At 66.3% G+C, this 17,507-nt stretch carries 12 protein-coding genes; 5 read left to right on the top strand and 7 right to left on the bottom strand.

Annotated features, from left to right (window positions below; genetic code table 11):
- The first annotated feature begins 181 nt into the window (after window positions 1–181).
- The gene (locus ASD86_RS24080) at window positions 182–1,603 is read left to right on the top strand and encodes a hypothetical protein (protein WP_162253730.1); all 1,422 of its coding nucleotides are present in this window, start codon (window positions 182–184) and stop codon (window positions 1,601–1,603) included.
- Between the two features lie 143 nt (window positions 1,604–1,746).
- Window positions 1,747–1,926: a hypothetical protein gene (locus ASD86_RS24075; RefSeq protein WP_056116861.1), complete on the top strand. Its 180-nt coding sequence runs from the start codon at window positions 1,747–1,749 to the stop codon at window positions 1,924–1,926.
- Between the two features lie 54 nt (window positions 1,927–1,980).
- On the opposite strand, the gene ASD86_RS24070 is transcribed toward ASD86_RS24075, so the two are convergent.
- The 6 genes from ASD86_RS24070 to ASD86_RS24045 form a co-directional block, all read right to left on the bottom strand.
- On the bottom strand, window positions 1,981–2,634 hold the full coding sequence (locus ASD86_RS24070; protein WP_056116859.1) for an outer membrane beta-barrel protein: 654 nt from the start codon (window positions 2,632–2,634) through the stop codon (window positions 1,981–1,983).
- Window positions 2,635–2,918: 284 nt separating this feature from the next.
- Window positions 2,919–4,043 (bottom strand): N-acetylglucosamine-6-phosphate deacetylase, encoded by a 1,125-nt coding sequence (gene nagA, locus ASD86_RS24065; protein WP_056116857.1) that lies wholly within the window; start codon window positions 4,041–4,043, stop codon window positions 2,919–2,921.
- A complete protein-coding gene (locus ASD86_RS24060; RefSeq protein ID WP_056117386.1) occupies window positions 4,040–4,816 on the bottom strand; it encodes a DeoR family transcriptional regulator in 777 nt (258 codons plus the stop codon). Before ASD86_RS24060 ends, nagA begins: the two co-directional genes overlap by 4 nt.
- Before the next feature lie 48 nt (window positions 4,817–4,864).
- Window positions 4,865–6,193: a D-tagatose-bisphosphate aldolase, class II, non-catalytic subunit gene (locus tag ASD86_RS24055; protein ID WP_056116855.1), complete on the bottom strand. Its 1,329-nt coding sequence runs from the start codon at window positions 6,191–6,193 to the stop codon at window positions 4,865–4,867.
- A gap of 48 nt (window positions 6,194–6,241) precedes the next feature.
- Window positions 6,242–7,183 (bottom strand): ROK family protein, encoded by a 942-nt coding sequence (locus ASD86_RS24050; RefSeq protein WP_056116853.1) that lies wholly within the window; start codon window positions 7,181–7,183, stop codon window positions 6,242–6,244.
- Entirely contained in the window at window positions 7,176–8,330 is a 1,155-nt protein-coding gene (locus ASD86_RS24045; RefSeq protein WP_056116851.1) for an SIS domain-containing protein, read from the bottom strand. The genes ASD86_RS24050 and ASD86_RS24045 overlap by 8 nt, the downstream gene beginning before the upstream one ends.
- A 377-nt stretch (window positions 8,331–8,707) precedes the next feature.
- Here ASD86_RS24045 and ASD86_RS24040 point away from each other — a divergent pair, with 377 nt between their 5' ends.
- From ASD86_RS24040 to ASD86_RS24030, 3 genes are all read left to right on the top strand, one after another.
- Complete coding sequence (locus ASD86_RS24040; RefSeq protein WP_200957302.1) at window positions 8,708–12,043, top strand: TIM-barrel domain-containing protein; 3,336 nt, start codon at window positions 8,708–8,710, stop codon at window positions 12,041–12,043.
- A gap of 287 nt (window positions 12,044–12,330) precedes the next feature.
- Entirely contained in the window at window positions 12,331–15,237 is a 2,907-nt protein-coding gene (locus ASD86_RS24035) for a TonB-dependent receptor (protein ID WP_200957312.1), read from the top strand.
- Window positions 15,238–15,549: 312 nt separating this feature from the next.
- Window positions 15,550–16,296, top strand: coding sequence for a DUF2867 domain-containing protein (locus tag ASD86_RS24030; protein WP_200957301.1), 747 nt, complete (start codon window positions 15,550–15,552; stop codon window positions 16,294–16,296).
- Window positions 16,297–16,330: 34 nt separating this feature from the next.
- Here the strand turns inward: ASD86_RS24030 and ASD86_RS24025 are convergent, their stop codons facing one another.
- On the bottom strand, window positions 16,331–17,101 hold the full coding sequence (locus ASD86_RS24025) for an alpha/beta fold hydrolase (protein ID WP_056116842.1): 771 nt from the start codon (window positions 17,099–17,101) through the stop codon (window positions 16,331–16,333).
- Between the last annotated feature and the right edge of the window lie 406 nt (window positions 17,102–17,507).

Genomic DNA, 17,507 nt, shown 5'->3' with positions numbered 1-17,507 from the left:
AACCGTCGCCAGTCGTCGTGTGCTGCAGATCGCGCGCGCAGTCGTTCCAGCATCCTCGTCACGCTTGCGCCACCGTGCCAGGCAACGGCGCGGCCGCGGCTTCATCAGTGGCCGATGCTTGATTGCGTCGCTGATATTCGTTGTCGCAAGCCTCATGCCGGCCGCGGCGGCGGGTATTTCGATGTACAACATCGAAGGCTATGCGGCGGCCAGCGTCACCGGCGGCGGCTATATCGCCGAAACCGACGCCAAGTACCGGCGCGTGACCACGCCGGCGGGTTTCATCGCCGCGCTGCGCGCCGCGCGCACGTCGAGCGCCACGCCGGTCAAGGTCATCGAGATCGCCAACGATCTCGACATGGGCTGGAACGAAGTCGACGACGCGGCCCGCGCCGATGGGCTGCTGCGCCAGAACAAGGCACCCAAGAAGCATCCCTCGTTGATCGCCAGCGGCGTGTCCCTGCTCGATGTGACGAACTTCAACGGATTGACGATCTATTCCAAGAACGGATCGACCCTGCGGCATGTCGAGCTGAACATCAAAAGCGGAACCAATCTGGTGTTGCGCAATCTGCGCTTCGACGAGTTGTGGGAATGGGACGAGGGGACGCGCGGCGATTACGACAGCAACGATTGGGATTTCGTCACCCTCGGCGACGGCGGCGGCGTGACCTCGGGCATCTGGATCGACCATTGCAGTTTCACTAAAGCCTACGACGGTGTGCTCGACATCAAGAAGGGCGCGAACAACATCACCGTGTCGTGGATCGAAACCGTTCCTCCGGCCAGTGGGCCGGGCAGCTTTGTAGCACGCCAGTTCGATTACCTCGAAGCCAATCGATCGGCCAATGCGATGTACGACTTCCTGCGCGGTTTCTTCACCAAACAGCAGATCATCGACATCTCGCTGCCGCAGAAGAAGGGGCACCTGATCGGCTCCAACGATCTCGAAGGGATTTCGTCGTATACGGTGACCCTGCATCACAACCACTATCGCGACCTGCAAGACCGCATGCCGCGTTTGCGCGGCGGAGACGTGCATGCGTACAACCTGTACGTCGACAGCTCCAATGCGCGGATCATGAAGGCCACCCGCGACGCTGTCGTTCAGGCCAATCCGGCGCTGCGTTCCAAACTCGAGGGCAGCTCGCCGACCTACAAGTTCGATGTGGTGTTGAATGGCTCGGTGTCGACCGAAGGCGGCGCGGTCCAGGTCGAGCGCAGCCTGTTCTGGGGTGTGTTCACCCCGCTGCGGAACAATCAGACCGATCCCGACGATTCGCGTTACACCGGCGCGATCCGGGCCTTCGGCGTTCGCCATGTGCTGTTTGCGAGCGATACCCAGTACATGCCGGTGTCGTCGCAGCAGGCGACCTTCCTCGATCGCGGCGTCGTGTGGGCCCGTTGGGAAGGAGACAGCGGCGCGGCCGGAAGCACGCTCGGTCCGGCTCAGGCGGCGCAGGTTCCGTTCGTCTGGCGCAATGGCGTGCCTGCGTATCCGATGACGCTGCATCAGGTCGATGAGCTCGGCGCCTTGCGCGCGTCAATGGGCGCCGGAAAGATAAGCATGACGGCGCAGCAATGGATGCGGGTGGTTAATTAGGCCGTCCGCGATCATGCGCGGCTCGACGCCCTGGCTTGCGCTTGTTGCGGCGTTGGTTTATCGGCTTGTGATTCGCGCGCGCATGGCGCCGGGGCGGACGCCATGACAAGGCGGCAGCCCGCCTGGCGACATGCATCTGGACGATGCGCAAATGCGCGTCCGGCATCGCCAGGTCGGTGCTGGTGCAGCGGGCGATGAACGGTCCTTTCAGATTCGGCGACGACTTCGCCGATGACGACGTCGCGTCCCTGGTCGTTGTCCAGTTCAGTGATGCATTTACCAAAAAGACGGAAGGCCAGTGCCTTCCGTCTTTTTTGCGCTGATTACAGTTGCTGCCGCCTGCTTGTGTAGCGCGTTGGAGACAAAACCAAGGTCGCTCAGAAGCTCGCGCGGAAGCCGATCGTATAGCGATGATTGCCGGCGCCCGCGTTGCCTTCGGCGACCAGGCCCCAGATCGGGTTGATCTTCAGCAAGACACCGACCGTGCCGCTGAACTCCTGCTCGTAGACGTCGCCGTCGGTGTAGCTGCCTTTGACCCAGCCCTCCAGGTTTTCGCTGAGATCGCCGCGAAGGCCGAGCGAGAGCCGGTAGTCGTCGCCATCGATCTTTTCCCGAAACGCCAGGTTGTCGTTCTCGAATTCGAGCCGGGTGTTCTGATAGGCCAGCTCGGCGGTCCATTCCAGCCGCTCGTTGATCGGCTGGAAATAACCGATGCCTACGACGACCTGCTGCGCGTCGACATCGAGGTTCGCCAGGCTGGCGCCGTCGAAGCGCAGGTCGATATCGCCATTGCCCTTGTGCAGGCCGCCGCTCAGAAAGAATCGGCTGCCCAGTTCGACCGAGCCGGCGGCATACGCGCCGTCCACATCGATGTCGTCGAGCTTGAGCTGGGGATCCGAGCCGCCGGATTCGATCTTCTGGGCGACGTAGCCGGCTTCCAGATACGTATGGCTGCGCGGTTGCTGCGCCATCGCCTGAGCGGACGCCAGGCACAGGGCCGCGACGAGCGCGGATCTCGAGAAGACGGTCATTAGATTTTCCCCGGTTATTGCGAAAGCGGAAAATTTTAGCGGCTTGTGCCCGATTTTACTGCGATCAAGTCTGCGAAACCTGCGCGGCGCGAGGTCGTGTGCGCGCGGCGACACGTTCCGGGCCCGAATCACTCGAACTCGAACTAGAACTCGAACGCGGGCGAGTGGCATGTGCCAAGTGGCTTTGTCGGCGCGAACTTGCACCGCAAAGGCACGGAAACTGTCGCTGTTCTGTGGATCGCTTGGCGTGTCTGGCGCGTCTGCCGGCGCGCCCGCGGCGGATATCAGGACAATGCGATCGCGCGCCCGGCGACATATACCTCGACGATGCGCAACTGCGCGTCCAACACCACGAAATCGGCGCAGGCGCCGGGCGCGATGCGGCCGCGGTCGGACAGGCCCAGGTAATCGGCCGGGAAGGTGGAGACGCGATGCGCGGCGTCGGCGAGATCCAGGCCGACCTCGACCAGATTGCGCAGCGCCTGATCCATGGTCAGCGCGCTGCCGGCCAGCGAACCGCTGGCCAGGCGCACGCAGCCGAGGCATTTGTGCACGCGCTGCGAACCCAGCGCGTATTCGCCGTCGGGCATGCCGGTCGCGGCGGTCGCGTCGGTGACCGCGTACAGGCGCGGAATGGCGCGCACGGCAAGGCGGATCGCGCCGGGATGCACATGCTGCAGATCGGGAATCAGCTCGGCGTATTCGGCATGGGCCAGCGCGGCCGCGGCGATGCCGGGTTTGTAGTGGTCGACGCCGGTCATGCCGTTGAACAGATGGGTGAAGCCGACCGCGCCGGCGCGCAGCGCGGCGACGCCGTCTTCGTAACTGCCGGCGCTGTGGCCGATCTGGACGCGGATGCCCATAGCGCTCAATTGCGGAATCAACTCGGTGTGCGAGCCGATCTCCGGCGCCAAGGTCAACACCTTGATCGGCGCCATCGCATGCAGGCGTTGCACCGATTCCAGGGTGGCTTCCACCGTCAGCGGCGGTTGCGCGCCGAGACGCTGCGGGCTGATGAACGGTCCTTCCAGATGCACGCCGAGCACGCGCGCGGCATTTGGATCGGGTTCGGCGATGGCGGTGGCGAGGCCGCGCAGCGCGTGCACGATATCGGGTTCCGCCGCGGTCATGGTGGTGCCGAGCAGGGCGGTGGTGCCGTAACGCACGTGCGCGCGCGCGACGGTGCGCGCGGCGTCGCCGCCCTGCATCAGGTCGACGCCGGCGGCGCCGTGTACGTGCAGGTCGATGAAGCCGGGCAGGATGATGAATTCGTCGCCGCCGCTTTCGAACGCGCGCGCTTCGAGCGCGCGCTCTTCGATGGTGCGGATCTGGCGGTCGAAGCCGATGCGGCCGACGCGCCAACCCTCTGACGTCAGGATCCGGCCTTGCAGGTGATGCAATTCGGTCACGGCGTCGCCTCGGCGATGATCACTTCGATGCCCAGTTGCTGCAGGCCTTCGCGATAGCGCTCGTCGATGCCGGCGTCGGTGATGATGGCGTGGATCTGATCGAGGCGGGCGATGCGGTGCAGGCTGACCCGGCCGAATTTCGATGCGTCGGTCAGCACCACGATTCGGCGCGCGTGTTCGACCATGCGATGGTTGAGGCGCGCCTCGGCCTCGTCGTGGGTGGTCAGGCCGAACTGCAGGTCCAGGCCGTCCACGCCGAGAAACAAGGTGTCGAAGCTGTAGGCATTGAGGCTGGCCTCGGCCTGGCTGCCCTGCAGCGACAGCGATTGCTTGCGCAGCACGCCGCCGCTGAGCAGCACGTCGACGCCGGGCGCGTTGGCGAGTTCCCAGGCGATGTTGAGGCCGTTGGTCATCACCGTGACGTCGCGATGGCCGCGCAGATGGCGTGCCAGGGTCATGGTGGTGGAACCCGAGTCGATGATGATGTTGTCGCCGGCCTGCACCAGTTGCGCGGCGCGCGCGCCGATGCGCTCTTTCAGCGGCAGGTTCAGCGCGTCCTTCTCGTGGATGTCCTGTTCCTGCGGCGGCGTGCGCACCAGCGCGGCGCCGCCGTGGGTGCGGGTGGCCAGGCCCTGCGATTCGATATGGCTCAGGTCGGCGCGGATGGTCACCGCCGACACGCCGAAGCGCTCGACCAGCTCGGCCACCTGCACCGAGCCGAGTTCGATCAGGCATTGCAGGATCTGTTGCCGGCGGGCGCGGGTGTTGCGAATGGCCATCGGTGGGTCCGCCATGAAAGTCGAAGCGCTGAAGGTCGAAGATTAGCCGTTCGCCGCGGCGGCGGCGCGTTCACCGGCACCGCGCTCACCGGCCGTGTTCGCCGAGCAGGCGCGGGCGTATTCGTCCAGGCACAGGCCGATGCGATGACGCACCAGCGCCTCGGGTGTGTTGGCCAGGGTGCCGGCGCGCACCGCGCGGTATTGCTCGGGCAGGTGCTGGCTCAGCAGGAACAGCGGCGGCGCATGCGCGCGCAGATTGTCGAACAGGCGCTGCACCGCGGCGACCAGGGCCGGTTCGCCCCAGTAGTAGCGGCAGCGGTCGCTGAGCGCGTACAGGCGCAGCAGATGCAGTTCGTGCTCGTCGCCGTGGTAGTGCTGCTGCCAGTGGCGCGGGTTGTCGAGCATGCATTGTTCGAGCACCCGCGGCAGGTTCGAGCGTTGCTCCGGCGGCAGCAGTTCGGCTTCGATCGCGGCCAGCGCGAACAGCGCCTCGCGATAGGCGAAGGTCGCGGCCGGGCCGACCTTGAGGATGGCGAAGTGATCGCGCACCAGCGCGTGCAGGCCGTCCTCGCGCTGGTAATCGGTGGAGTGCGCTTCGAACACGATGCGCGGCTGGCGTTCGAGAAAATCGGCCAGGGCCCGCGCCGCGAGCGGATCGTAGTCGTGCACGCTGCTGTGGTCGAAGTCGACGCCCGGCTGCACCACCATCGCGATCACGCGTTCCCACGCCGACGCCAGGTCGGGCGCGGCGAAGGCGTCGCGGTGGATCGTCAGGGTCTGTTCGGCGGCTTGCGGCGTGGTCACCGCGAGGCCGCCGGCCAGCGAGGCTTCGCCGCCGGGGATCGGCACTTCGGTGCCGATCACGTACACCGGCGGCGGCAGGCCGTGCGCGGCGGCGGTGCGTTCGGCGATGCGCGCCAGTTCGGCCGAACGCGCGGCGACGGTCGCGTCGGGCAGCGGGGTGGGATCGTCGGCGCAGGACATGCTGCAATCCAGATGGATCTTGTGGAAACCGGCGGCCACATAAGCTTCGATCAGCACCCGCGCATGCGCCATGGCTTCTTCGGCCGGCTGCTTCTGCCAGGCGTTGGGGCCGAGGTGATCGCCGCCGAGCACCAGCCGATCGGCCGGGAAGTTTTCTTCGCGCGCCAAGGTCAGCACGTAGTCGCGGTACTGCGGCGGGGTCATGCCGGTGTAGCCGCCGAACTGGTCGACCTGGTTGGAGGTCGCTTCGATCAGCAGCAAAGTGTCATGACGGCGGGCCACCTCCATCGCGGCGCGCAGCACCAGTTCGTTGCTGCAGCACACGCTGTACAGGCCGACGTTGCGGCCCTGGCGGTGGGAGGCGATCAGCGATTGCACGGACGACATGGCGAAACTCCAACGCGATTCAGGACGACTCGGTACGAGCCGGGAAACTCAGGACAAGGCCGGCGCCCACGCCAGCAACGCGGCGCCGCGCGCGCCGCCGGCGCCGCCGAAGCGCGGCGGCACGATCGGCGGTACCTGCACGCCATCGAACAGATGCGCGGCGACCGCCGCCGGCAACACGCCGTACAGCGGTGCGTGTTGCGACAGACCGCCGCCGAGCACGATCACGTGCGGATCCAGCACCAGCACCAGCTTGGCCAGACTGTGGCCGAGCAGATCCAGATGGATCGCCATCACCTCGCGCGCGCGCACATCGCCCGCGTCGGCCAGGGCGAGCACGGCGGCGGCGTCGTCCGCTTCGCCGCCGAAATGACGGTGCAGCGCGACCAGGCCGCTGCCCGAGACATAGCGCTCGACGCAGCCGCGCAAACCGCAGGCGCAGTCCAGCACCGGCAGCGCATAGCGTTGCAGCAGTTGCCCCGGCACGCTCCAGTGGCCCCATTCGCCGGCCAGGCCGTTGAAGCCGGTCACCAATCGACCGTGCAGGCAATAACCGCCGCCCGCGCCGGTGCCGAGGATCGCGCCGAACATGCTCGGATACCCTTCGGCAGCGCCGCCATGCGCTTCGGACAGCGCGAAGCATTGCAGATCGTTGCCGAAGTGCAGCGGTCGTTGCAGTCGCGACTGCAAGTCGGCGGCGACGGTGCGGCCGGTCAAGGCCGGCACGTTGGCGCTGAGCTGACGGCCGCTGCGCGGGTCGCGCACGCCGGGCAGGGCGATGCCGATCGCGGTATCGGCGAGTCCGAGTTCGGCGTCGGCCGCGGCGACCAGCGCTTCGAGCGCTGTCAGGAACGCCGGGTATTTGCCCTGCGGCGTGGCGATGCGCCGACGATGGCGCACTTCCAGCGCGGCATCGCAGGCGACCAATTCGATCTTGGTGCCGCCGATGTCGATGCCGTAGCGGATCGCGGGAGCGGCGGCGTCAGCCATGGTGGATGGTGACGCCCTTGACCACCCGGTTGACGGTGCCGTCCGGGAAGGGATTGTCGGGAGTCAGGCCGAGCGCGGCCGAACGTTGCAGCGCGTACATCTGCGCGAAGGTCAGCCACACCGGCGCCAGCCACGTGTCCTCCAGCGCTGGCACGTGCAGGCTGTGGTCGTCGTCGCCACCGATATCGGCGTGCGGGCCGATCGACAGCACCTGTCCGGCCACGCCGTCGCGGCGCAGCTCGTCGAGCAGATCGTGTTCGTAACGGCGTGCGAGCGCGTGGTTGCTGCGCATCACCACCACCAAGGTTTGATCGTCGAGCGTGGACTTGGGCCCGTGACGAAACCCCAGCGGCGTATTGGCCAACGCCAGAACGCGGCCGGCGGTGAGTTCGAGCACCTTCAGCGCGGCTTCGCGCGCCAAGGCTTCCAGTGGGCCGCTGGCCAGATAGATCACACGGTTGAACGGCCGCTGGGCCAAGGCCGCGACCGGTGCGTCCCACTGCGCGAGGCCTTCGCGCGCGAGCGCGGCCAGTTGTTGCAGGCGTTCGATCCGCCGCGGCCACGGCGCGCGGTCGAACACGCTGAGCGCGGTCAACAGCATGCAGCTCAGGCTGCTGGTCATGGCGAAGGCGCGGTCGCAACTCGCCGCCGGCATCAGCACGGTGCAGGTGTCGTCGCGGCCGGCGCCGCGGCGCGCGAGTTCGCCGTCGGGATTGCAGGTGATGTCGAGAAAGCGCGCGTGCTCGACCTGCGCGCGCACCAGTTCGACCGCGGCCACGCTTTCCGGGCTGGAGCCGCTGCGGCCGAACGACACCAGCAGGGTCGGGCGGTCGCGCTGCAGGTACAGCGCCGGATGGGTCAGCAGGTTGGTGGTGTGCAGCGCGCGCACTTCGGCCGGCCATTGCGCGTTGATGCTGTCGGCGACGAGATCGGCGATGAAGCCCGAACTGCCGGCGCCGGTGAACAGCACGCGCTGGCGCGGGTCGTCGAGGCAGTCGCCGAGAAAGGCTTGCACGCGTTCTTGCACCTGCGCCAGATCGCCGGCCATTTCGTCCCATAAAGCCGGTTGCTGGGCGATTTCGGCGGCGGTATCGGCTCCGCCCAGGCGCTGCCAGGCGGTCGAGTCGGGGAGCGGGGTGAGGTCCATGGAGAATCCCTGTTGAGCGCGGTGACGATCTGCGTTTTCTTTCGGAATGTCAATTATCGAAAGTAAAACAAAAGAAATTGGCCGAACGAGCTTATTCTCAGCACCGGCTCGGAAAAAACGAAAGATCGACTTGGATAAGCTTTCGTTGCGTGCTTAACAGGGATTTTTGCCATGTTTAGAAAGTATTGCATTGCACAATCTTTCGTTTTGCCCGATAAATTCTTCCTTTTTTCTTTCAATTCATTGACAGCTTTCGAATCACTGCCCTAGAGTCGGCCGCAACAGGTTTCGTATGCCCGCCGAGCGGGCTCCTTGGGGGCAAGGTGAAATTCCGCATGCGTCGTCCGTGTCCGCCGATCGCGAGTTTGTCGAGAACGATGCTCTCGATCACGATCCCGGCCGCGCTGTTGCTGTCGGCGCTGCCGGTTGCGGCCGAGCCGGTCGGCAATCTGCACGCGGTCCGCGCCGATGCCGGCGCGACGCCGGGCTGGGAACTGAGCACCGACACCGGCAGCGTGCTGCGCATCGAGGTGCTGGCCGACGACATCGTGCGGGTGCAGGCCGGACGTAGCGGCAAGTTGACCCCGGCCGGCGACAAGGCCGCGCCGATCGTGCTGCCGCTGCCGCAAACGGCGGCCAAGGTTGACGCCACGCTCGAGGAAGACGCCGCCGAAGTGCGCGTGCGCACCGGCGCGCTGGTGCTGCACGTGCAGCGGCAACCGTTGAAGCTGCGGCTGGAACGTATCGACGGCGAGCGCCGCACCTCGCTGTGGCAGGAACTGCAACCGCTGGATCTCGATGCGACCCAGAGCGTGCAAGTGCTGTCGTCGCAGGCCGACGAAGCGTTCTACGGCGGAGGCCAGCAGAACGGCCGTTACCAATTCAAAGGCCGCGAACTGGACGTGTCGTATTCCGGCGGTTGGGAAGAAGGCGATCGCCCGAGCCCGGCGCCGATGCTGCTGAGCTCGCGCGGCTGGGGCATGTTGCGCAACACCTGGAGCGACGGCAGTTACGATCTGCGCCAGCCCGATCAATCCACGTTGTTGCATCGCGAAGATCGCTTCGACGCCTATTACTTCGTCGGCGAACTGCCGCGCCTGCTCGAACGTTACACACAACTGACTGGCCGTCCCGGCCTGTTGCCGCGCTGGGCGCTGTCGTACGGCGACGCCGATTGCTACAACGACGGCGACAACGGCAAGAAACCCGGCACCGTGCCCGAAGGCTGGCGCGACGGTCCGACCGGCACCACGATCGATGTAGTCGAGAGCGTCGCGCGCCAGTACCGCGAACACGACATGCCCGGCGGCTGGATCCTGCCCAACGACGGTTACGGCTGCGGTTACAAACAATTGCCCGAGACGGTGAAGGGGCTGGCGAAATACGGCTTCCGCACTGGCCTGTGGACCGAGAACGGCGTCGACAAGATCGCCTGGGAAGTCGGCACCGCCGGCAGCCGGGTGCAGAAGCTCGACGTGGCCTGGACCGGCAAGGGCTACCAGTTCGCAATGGACGCCAATCAATCGGCGTTCAACGGCATCCTGCACAACTCCGATTCGCGCCCGTTCCTGTGGACAGTGATGGGCTGGGCCGGCATCCAGCGGTATGCAGTGGCCTGGACCGGCGATCAGAGCGCGAGCTGGGATTATATCCGCTGGCATGTGCCGACCCTGATCGGTTCGGGCCTGTCGGGCATGGCTTACGCCACCGGCGACGTCGATGCGATCTTCGGTGGCAGCGCCGAAACCTATACCCGCGATCTGCAGTGGAAGGCGTTCACGCCGGTACTCATGGGCATGTCGGGTTGGTCGTCGAACGCGCGCAAGCATCCGTGGTGGTTCGACGAGCCGTACCGCAGCATCAATCGCGATTATCTGAAATTGAAGATGCGGCTGACGCCGTACATGTACGGCCTCACCCACGACGCCGCGCAGACCGGCGCGCCGCCGGTGCGCGGGTTGATGTGGGATTACCCGCAAGATCCGCATGCGCGCGACGAGGCCTACAAGTATCAGTTCCTGCTCGGTCGCGATCTGCTGGTGGCGCCGGTGTACCGCAGTCAGGCCGCGAGCCGTGGCTGGCGGCGCGGTATCCATCTGCCGGCCGGCCGCTGGATCGATTACTGGGACGGGCGCAGCGTGCAGGCCGGCGCCGCCGGTCGCGAACTCGACCGCCAGGTTGACCTCGCCACGCTGCCGTTGTTCGTCCGCGCCGGCGCGATCGTGCCGATGCATCCGGCGATGCTGTTCGACGGCGAAAAGCCGCTCGACGAAATCACTTTCGACCTATACCCGCAGGGCGATTCGCAGTACACGATGTACGAAGACGATGGCAACACGCGTCGTTACGAGCAGGGCGAGTCAAGCACTCAGCAAGTGCGCATGAACGCGCCGGCGCAGGGCAGTGGCCCGGTCAGTGTGCGGATCGACGCGGTGCAGGGTCAGTACCAGGGCCAGCTGCCGCAACGTCGCTACGGCTTGCGCGTGCTCAGCCGGCAGGCGCCGCGCGCGGTGTCGGTCGACGGCCGCGCGCTGCCGAAGCTGGCTGATGCCGCCGCGTTGCAGGCGGCGAGCGAAGGTTGGTATTTCGATCCAGCCGAACGCAAGGGCAGCGTGCATGTGCGTACCGCCGCGGTCGATATTCGCAAGCCGCTGCAGTTCGCGCTCGATATCGCCATCGCCGCGGCGCCCGGCGACGATGCGTTCCCGGCCGCGCCGGCGCTCGGCCGCGCGTTGCCGGCGGACAGTCTGCTGGTGGTCAATCGTCCGGCCGAAGAACCCGGGCATGCGCTGGAAAATGCGTTCGACGACGATCCCGCGACGTGGTTCCGCAGCGTGCGTAATCAGGCCGTGCGTACCGGCGCGCACGAATGGTCGATCGGATTCGGCGAACGCAAGTTGATCGACGGCATCGAAATCGCGCCGCGCAACGACAAGAACTGGAAGCACGGTCAGGTCCGCGACTACGAGGTGTACCTGGGCGACAGCAACGGCGAATGGGGCGAACCGATCGCGCGTGGTCATCTGCAGCTCAAGCAGGAACCGCAGCGAATCGAGTTCCCCGCGCGCGCCGGCCGGTTGTTGCGCTTCCGCGTGCTCAGCGTGCAGAACCCCGAGGGTGATGGCGCGTCGGCGACCGATCCGATGGTCACCGCGGCGCAAGCCAATGCGGCGCGCGCGGTCGATGCGCTGCAGCCGCGCGATGTCGGCCCGATCGCATTGTCGAGTTTCCATATCCTCGAACACCAGGAGCCCGAGCGTCCGGCGCAGCAGCGTTACCTGTCCGAGTTGCCGTTACCGGCCACGTTGAAGAGCCAGGTGCATGCCGATCGTGCGTTTCGCGGCGACGATGCGCTGCGCATGAACGGTCTGCTGTTCCGCCGCGGCCTGGGCGTCGGCCCGGCCAGCCGTATCGATCTGCGCCTGCAAGGTCAGTGGCGTGTATTGCGCGCCGATCTCGGCATCGACGATGCCTGTCGCGCCGCCGGCGGTCTGCAGTTCCAGGTCTGGGGCGACGAGCGCCTGCTTTACGACAGTGGCTTGGTGAAGGCGCCCGGCGTGGTCAAGCCGGAACTCGACATCCGCGGTCTGTCGTCCTTGAGCCTGCGCACCTTAGGCGCACAGGGCAACCAACCCGCGCAGGTCTGCGCGAACTGGGCCAACGCCGTGCTGATCGGCCAGGAGGGCGACAGCGCCAGCATCGTCGCGCCATGAACCATCCGAATCCATAACCGCAACACGCGACACCGAACCACCCACATCGAATCCCTAACACCGAACCACTAACCGAACCCGTAACACCGCTCCTCCCCCGCCCAAACCGACTGCGGCCATCCGGCCGCGGCCCGGGATCGCTGTTGCCCTTCGTTCGCCATCCGCGCCGCAGTCCTGCCAGGAGAGTTCCGATGTTGCCCGCAAGCCGCCGTACGCGCCGTCAACGCGCCAACCGCATCCCCGCCACCCCGTTGTCGCTGGCCCTGGCCGTCGCGCTGCTGGGTCACATGTCCCTCGCTGCCGCACAGGATGGCGCGGCCGGCACGGACAGCAAGGACAAGACCACCGAGCTGTCGCGGGTCGAAGTCACCGGTTCCAACATCCGCCGCACCGACGTGGAAACCGCATCGCCGGTGCAGATCGTCAGCAAGCAGGACATCGAGAACATGGGCGCGCGCACCCTGTTGCAGGTGCTCGACAACCTGCCTGCGGCGCGGCCAGCGCAGCAGGATTCGCGCTCGCTGTTCACCGGTTCCGACGGCGCCTCGCAGGCCAATCTGCGCGGCCTCGGCGCGCAGGGCACGCTGGTGCTGTTGAACGGTCGGCGTCTGTCGTATTACGGCGCGCCGGCCGGGTTCCAGACCCAGTTCGTCAACATCGACGCCATTCCGGCCGCAGCGATCGAACGCATGGAGGTGCTGACCGACGGCGCCTCGGCGGTGTACGGCACCGACGCGGTGGCCGGCGTGATCAACGTGATCACCAAGCGCAATTACCAGGGTGCGGAGGTCAACCTGACCACCGACATGTCCTCGCGCATCGATTCCTACGGCGAGCACCAGGCCAGCATCACCGCCGGTTTCGGCGACCTCGACGAAGACCGCTACAACGTCTACGCCGCGGTCAATCTGTACCGCCGCGACGCGATCCCGTTGAGCGATTTCTACGACAAGCGTCCGAACCAGTACTACCTCAACAACCCGAACTACCTCACCAACCTGCGCCTGGGCACCGGCAGCAAGCCGGGCGTGTTCAATCCCGGCAGCTACTTCGCCTTCGATCCGGTCACCGGCCGGCGCGTGCAGGAGCCCGCGCCGGGCTGCAACAACGTGCTCACCACCGAAGCCGCGGGCCCGCGTTGCATCTGGCAGACCTGGATGAACAACGAGATCGACGCCGGCGCCAAGTCCGAACGCAACACCGCCTACGTCAACGCGCACTTCCTGATCGGCGACAGCACCGAGGCCTTCGCCGAAGCGACCTACACCGACATCGACCTGCGCGCCAACGGCGGCACGCCGCGCGCCTACGGCACCACCACCGGCAATCCGACCAGTTGGTTCTCGCGCAACACCGGCACCTCGGTCAATCAGTTCCTGTATCCCTTCCTCGGCCCGAACAATGAGTACAACCACGCCAGCCCGCAGCTCAAGGCGATGATGGGCGGGGTAGTGGGCCTGCAGTACCTGTTGCAGGACGCGGGCGCGAACTACTTCGGTCAGCGCAACACCGACAAGAGTTATCGCGCGCTCGGCGGCCTGCGCGGCGCCATCGGCGACTGGAACTGGGAAACCGCGTTCGCCACCGCAGGCACCCACTCGACCACCTACCAGACCATCAACGTCAATCTGGAAGGCTTCGAGAAAGCGTTCGGCCCATATACCACCGACCCGGGCACGGGCCGGGTGATCATCTCCGACCACCCAGCGTACAAGTTCGGTCAGATCAACGAGGCCAACGCGGCGCTGATCCGCGCCGCGTTCCCGACCTTCGACATCCAGTCGTGGACCCGCCTGCACACCCTCGACGGCAAGATCGAAGGCCCGCTGTTCAAGCTGCCGGCCGGTGAAGTGCGCGCCGCGTTCGGCTTCAACGTCAGCCGCGAGACCTTCTACACCCCGGGCAACGCGGACGCCGCCAACGGCCTGATCACCCAGCAGGGCGGCTCGTGGTTCGACGGCAAGCGCAACACCTATGCCGTGTTCGCCGAGGCGGTCGCGCCGCTGACCGACAAGCTCGAACTCGACGCCGCGCTGCGCGTGGACAAGTACCCGAACTTCAGCGCCAACGTCGCGCCGAAGATCGGCCTGAAGTACCAGGTGCTGCCGCAACTGCTGTTGCGCGGCACCTACTCGGAAGGCTTCCGCGCGCCGAGCCTGGCTGAGTCCGGCACCGGCGGCGTGTTCGCCCAGCTCGGCGGCTACCGCGACGAAGTCCGCTGCGATGAAACCAACGCCATCGCCAACCTGCTGCGTCAATCGCGCCGCAGTGGCGACGTCGACCTGGGCAATTCGCTGCTCAACGCCGACTGCAGCCGCACCGTGGCGCGCATGACCCAGCCCAACCAGGATCTCAAGCCGGAGAAGGCCAAGATCGGCACCCTGGGCTTCGTGTTCGAGCCGCTCGACTGGTTGTCGGTGTCGGCCGATTATTGGTTCATCTATCGCCGCAACGAAATCGCCGCGCCGGACTACAGCAAGGACGAAGACATTCTGTCGTCGACCCGTTCGCCGATCACCGAGTCCGACCGCGCCGCGGTGGCCGCGCTGGCGGCGATGTGCGCTGATCCGGCCAGCGGCGTGAGCTGTCCGGGCGCGCTGCCGGGCTACAGCGTCGGCAATGTCGCCAGCGTCGTCGGCCAGTACAAGAACAAGGGCCGCACCCTGATCGACGGCTTCGACGTCGACGCGCGCAGCCGCTTCTCGCTGGGCGAGTGGGGCAGCCTCAACATCGGTCTGGCCGCGACCATCGCGCGCCGCAACCAGGCGTATCTGGACGACGAAAACGGCTGGTACTACGGCAACACCGTCGGCTATTACGGCAATCCGCGTCTGCGCGCGACGATCAACGCCGACTGGAACTACCGCCAGGTGAGCACCAGCTTCTTCGTGAACTACGTCGGCACCACCAAGTGGGCCTGGGAACGCATCGACGCGGAGGACAACAACCCGCAGACCTGCACCGCCGGTTACCTGCCGGTGGCCAAGTCTCATTGCGACGGCGTGCCGGCGTGGTGGACGGCCAACCTGAGCCTGACCTGGCGTCCGACCGAGAAGCTCAACGTCGGCGTCACCGTCAAGAACCTGTTCGATCGCACGCCGTTCTACGATCCCAACAGCTTCCTTGGCGATTCCAGCGACTACGCCAGCATCTTCGGCCGCAGCTACAGCTTCACGGTCGGCTACAAGTTCTGAGGGTTGGATCGCGCCGGCGATGTCGCCGGCGCGATCTTCGGCTGGGTTCGTCGCTTGCGGCCGATGGGTATGCGGTGCGACAAGTAACTTGCCGGTGAATGCCGTGAAGCCGCGTCCTGGGACGCGGCTTTTTGTTGCGCGCGAGCCGCGGCGCGATATCGGCGGTTGCGACCTCCCGCCCGGTCAGCGCGGGCGAAGACGGATCGGGGCGATGCGGCCCTGTCCGCGAAAGACTCGTGACGTCGACCACGGCGGCGAAGGTTCGCAGGCCGAGCACTGGTTCGCATTCGAATACGAATCATGGATGAGGCGATGGCGGGCATCGCGGCGGCGCATACCGCCACAGCGCCGCCATCGGGTCTGGACGCGCTCATACGCATGAGGCGTCGAGCGCGCGCGTGCAGCGTCGCGCCTGCGACCCTGCGTCGCAGGCATGTCGGCGGCGATGGGACGATACTGACGTCGGCGACGGTGCGCGGCCGCGGACCGGGCCGAAACCAGGGAGTCCGGAGCATGTCGATTGCGCTGCATCGAGTGACCGACGTCGTGCCGCCGCCGCATTCGCGGGTGGCGGGCGTGTACCCGTCGATGGATTTGTACGACGCCTATTCGATCGAGCTGCCGGACGAGGCTTGCGGCGATCCGGAAACCTTGGCGAGATTCGTGTTCGCGCGCAGTCCGGCCTGGATCGGCGGGCTGATGCGCGTGCGCGATGCGCTGGTGGCGGGTCTCGGGCTGAAGACCGCGCGGCGACTGCACCGGCTCGGCGCGGATGGCGGCGAGCGCGTCGGCATGTTCCGCATCTACGAACGACTGCCCTGTGAGATCGTGATGGGCGAAGACGACAAGCATCTGGATTTCAAGCTGTCGGTGCTGTGCCAGCCGCCCGACGTGGCCGTCGCGCGGAGGCGATTGATCGTCTCGACCGCGGTGCATTGCCACAACCGCCTGGGCCGCGCGTATATCGCGGTGATCGCGCCGTTTCACCGGCTGATCCTGCGTTCCTGCCTGCGCCACGCCGCGCGCATCGGATGGCCGCCGCGGCAGCCCGCGGCTTGAGTGCGATAGCCCGACCGCGCCGCGGCCCATGCATTCAGCCCGCGACCGGCTCGGTTTCGGGCGGGCAGTGCACGCGCACGAATGCGTCCAGCCTGCGGGCGAAGCCCGGATTGGTGTTGATGAAAAAATGACCGCCGGTCATCGCCGCCTGTTGCGCATCCGCGAACAGATCGGCCCAGGCGAACACGTCCTCGACCCGGGTTTCGTCCTGTTCCCCGGCCAGGATCAACGCCGGGATCCGCGCCAGATCCGGATGCAGCGGCGGCAGGCGGAAGTTCTCGCCGAGGGCGAAATCGGCGCGCAGCGCGGGGAAGAACAGTTGCATGACCTCCGGGTCGTTGAGCAGTTCGCGCGGCGTGCCGTTGAGGCTGCGCAGCTTGGCCAGAAAACGATCGTCCGGAAGTTCGCTGACCCGCTCGCGCGGGCGGTCCACGGTAGGCGAACACTTGGCCGACAATGCGATCGCGCGTGGCGGCGGCGCGCCGAGTTGCAGCAGGCGGTTGGCGGCGGAAAAGGCCATCAGCGCGCCGTTGCTGTGGCCGTACAGCAGATAAGGCCGGTCGAGCAGCGGCAGCAGGTCGGGCAACAACTGCGTCAGCAGGTCGTCTATGTCGCGGATCAGCGGCTCGGCCATGCGCATGCCGCGTCCGGGCGGTTGCACGCACAACAGCTCGACCTGCGGGCTCAGCCATTTGCGCCAGGACGCGTACGAACTCGCGCTGCCCCCGGAAAAAGGAAATGCGACCAAGCGCAGGAGCGCGTGTTCGGAATTGCCGGATCGGACCAGCCAGGGCGAAGGTTTCATGATGGCGCGCGCAGTGGAGTGGGGCGATGCAGATGCGCGCCGCGCCGTCGCGCATTCGCGACGGACCCACAGCACGATCGATCGGTGACGAATGTCCGCAACGCCGTGGCGTCATCGCGGCGATCGTCAGATCCGGACGCGCATCGACATCGACCGCGATTCTATGCGGTTCTTCATGATCAAGGCGTTCAAGCGGTCACGATCCCGGCGCTGCGATCAACGTCGCATGCGTGTCGCGTCGAAGAACCGGTACTTCAAAATGTAACTGGCGCGAGTGGTATATCGAAACAAAGCAAGGACGCTTCGGCGTCCTTGGTTTTTCATGCGGGCCTCGGGTGTTCGTCGGTTTGAAGAGTGCCGGGAGAACACCCGTTGGCGATGATCGCGGTGGGCGCCGCTTCGTGGC

Source organism: Lysobacter sp. Root690 (genome assembly GCF_001427785.1).
GTDB lineage: Bacteria > Pseudomonadota > Gammaproteobacteria > Xanthomonadales > Xanthomonadaceae > Lysobacter.
The sequence above is the reverse complement of the archived record's forward strand: the minus strand, read 5'-3'. Positions and strand labels throughout refer to the sequence as shown.

Bases quoted from the DNA above. Each gene is read 5' to 3' on its own strand.
- ASD86_RS24080 (WP_162253730.1), top strand. From the start codon at position 182: ATGTACAACATCGAAGGCTATGCGGCGGCCAGCGTCACCGGCGGCGGC.
- ASD86_RS24075 (WP_056116861.1), top strand. From the start codon at position 1,747: ATGCGCAAATGCGCGTCCGGCATCGCCAGGTCGGTGCTGGTGCAGCGG.
- ASD86_RS24070 (WP_056116859.1), bottom strand. From the start codon at position 2,634: ATGACCGTCTTCTCGAGATCCGCGCTCGTCGCGGCCCTGTGCCTGGCG.
- ASD86_RS24055 (WP_056116855.1), bottom strand. From the start codon at position 6,193: ATGTCGTCCGTGCAATCGCTGATCGCCTCCCACCGCCAGGGCCGCAAC.
- ASD86_RS24050 (WP_056116853.1), bottom strand. From the start codon at position 7,183: ATGGCTGACGCCGCCGCTCCCGCGATCCGCTACGGCATCGACATCGGC.
- ASD86_RS24045 (WP_056116851.1), bottom strand. From the start codon at position 8,330: ATGGACCTCACCCCGCTCCCCGACTCGACCGCCTGGCAGCGCCTGGGC.
- ASD86_RS24040 (WP_200957302.1), top strand. From the start codon at position 8,708: ATGCTCTCGATCACGATCCCGGCCGCGCTGTTGCTGTCGGCGCTGCCG.
- ASD86_RS24035 (WP_200957312.1), top strand. From the start codon at position 12,331: ATGTCCCTCGCTGCCGCACAGGATGGCGCGGCCGGCACGGACAGCAAG.
- ASD86_RS24030 (WP_200957301.1), top strand. From the start codon at position 15,550: ATGGCGGGCATCGCGGCGGCGCATACCGCCACAGCGCCGCCATCGGGT.
- ASD86_RS24025 (WP_056116842.1), bottom strand. From the start codon at position 17,101: ATGAAACCTTCGCCCTGGCTGGTCCGATCCGGCAATTCCGAACACGCG.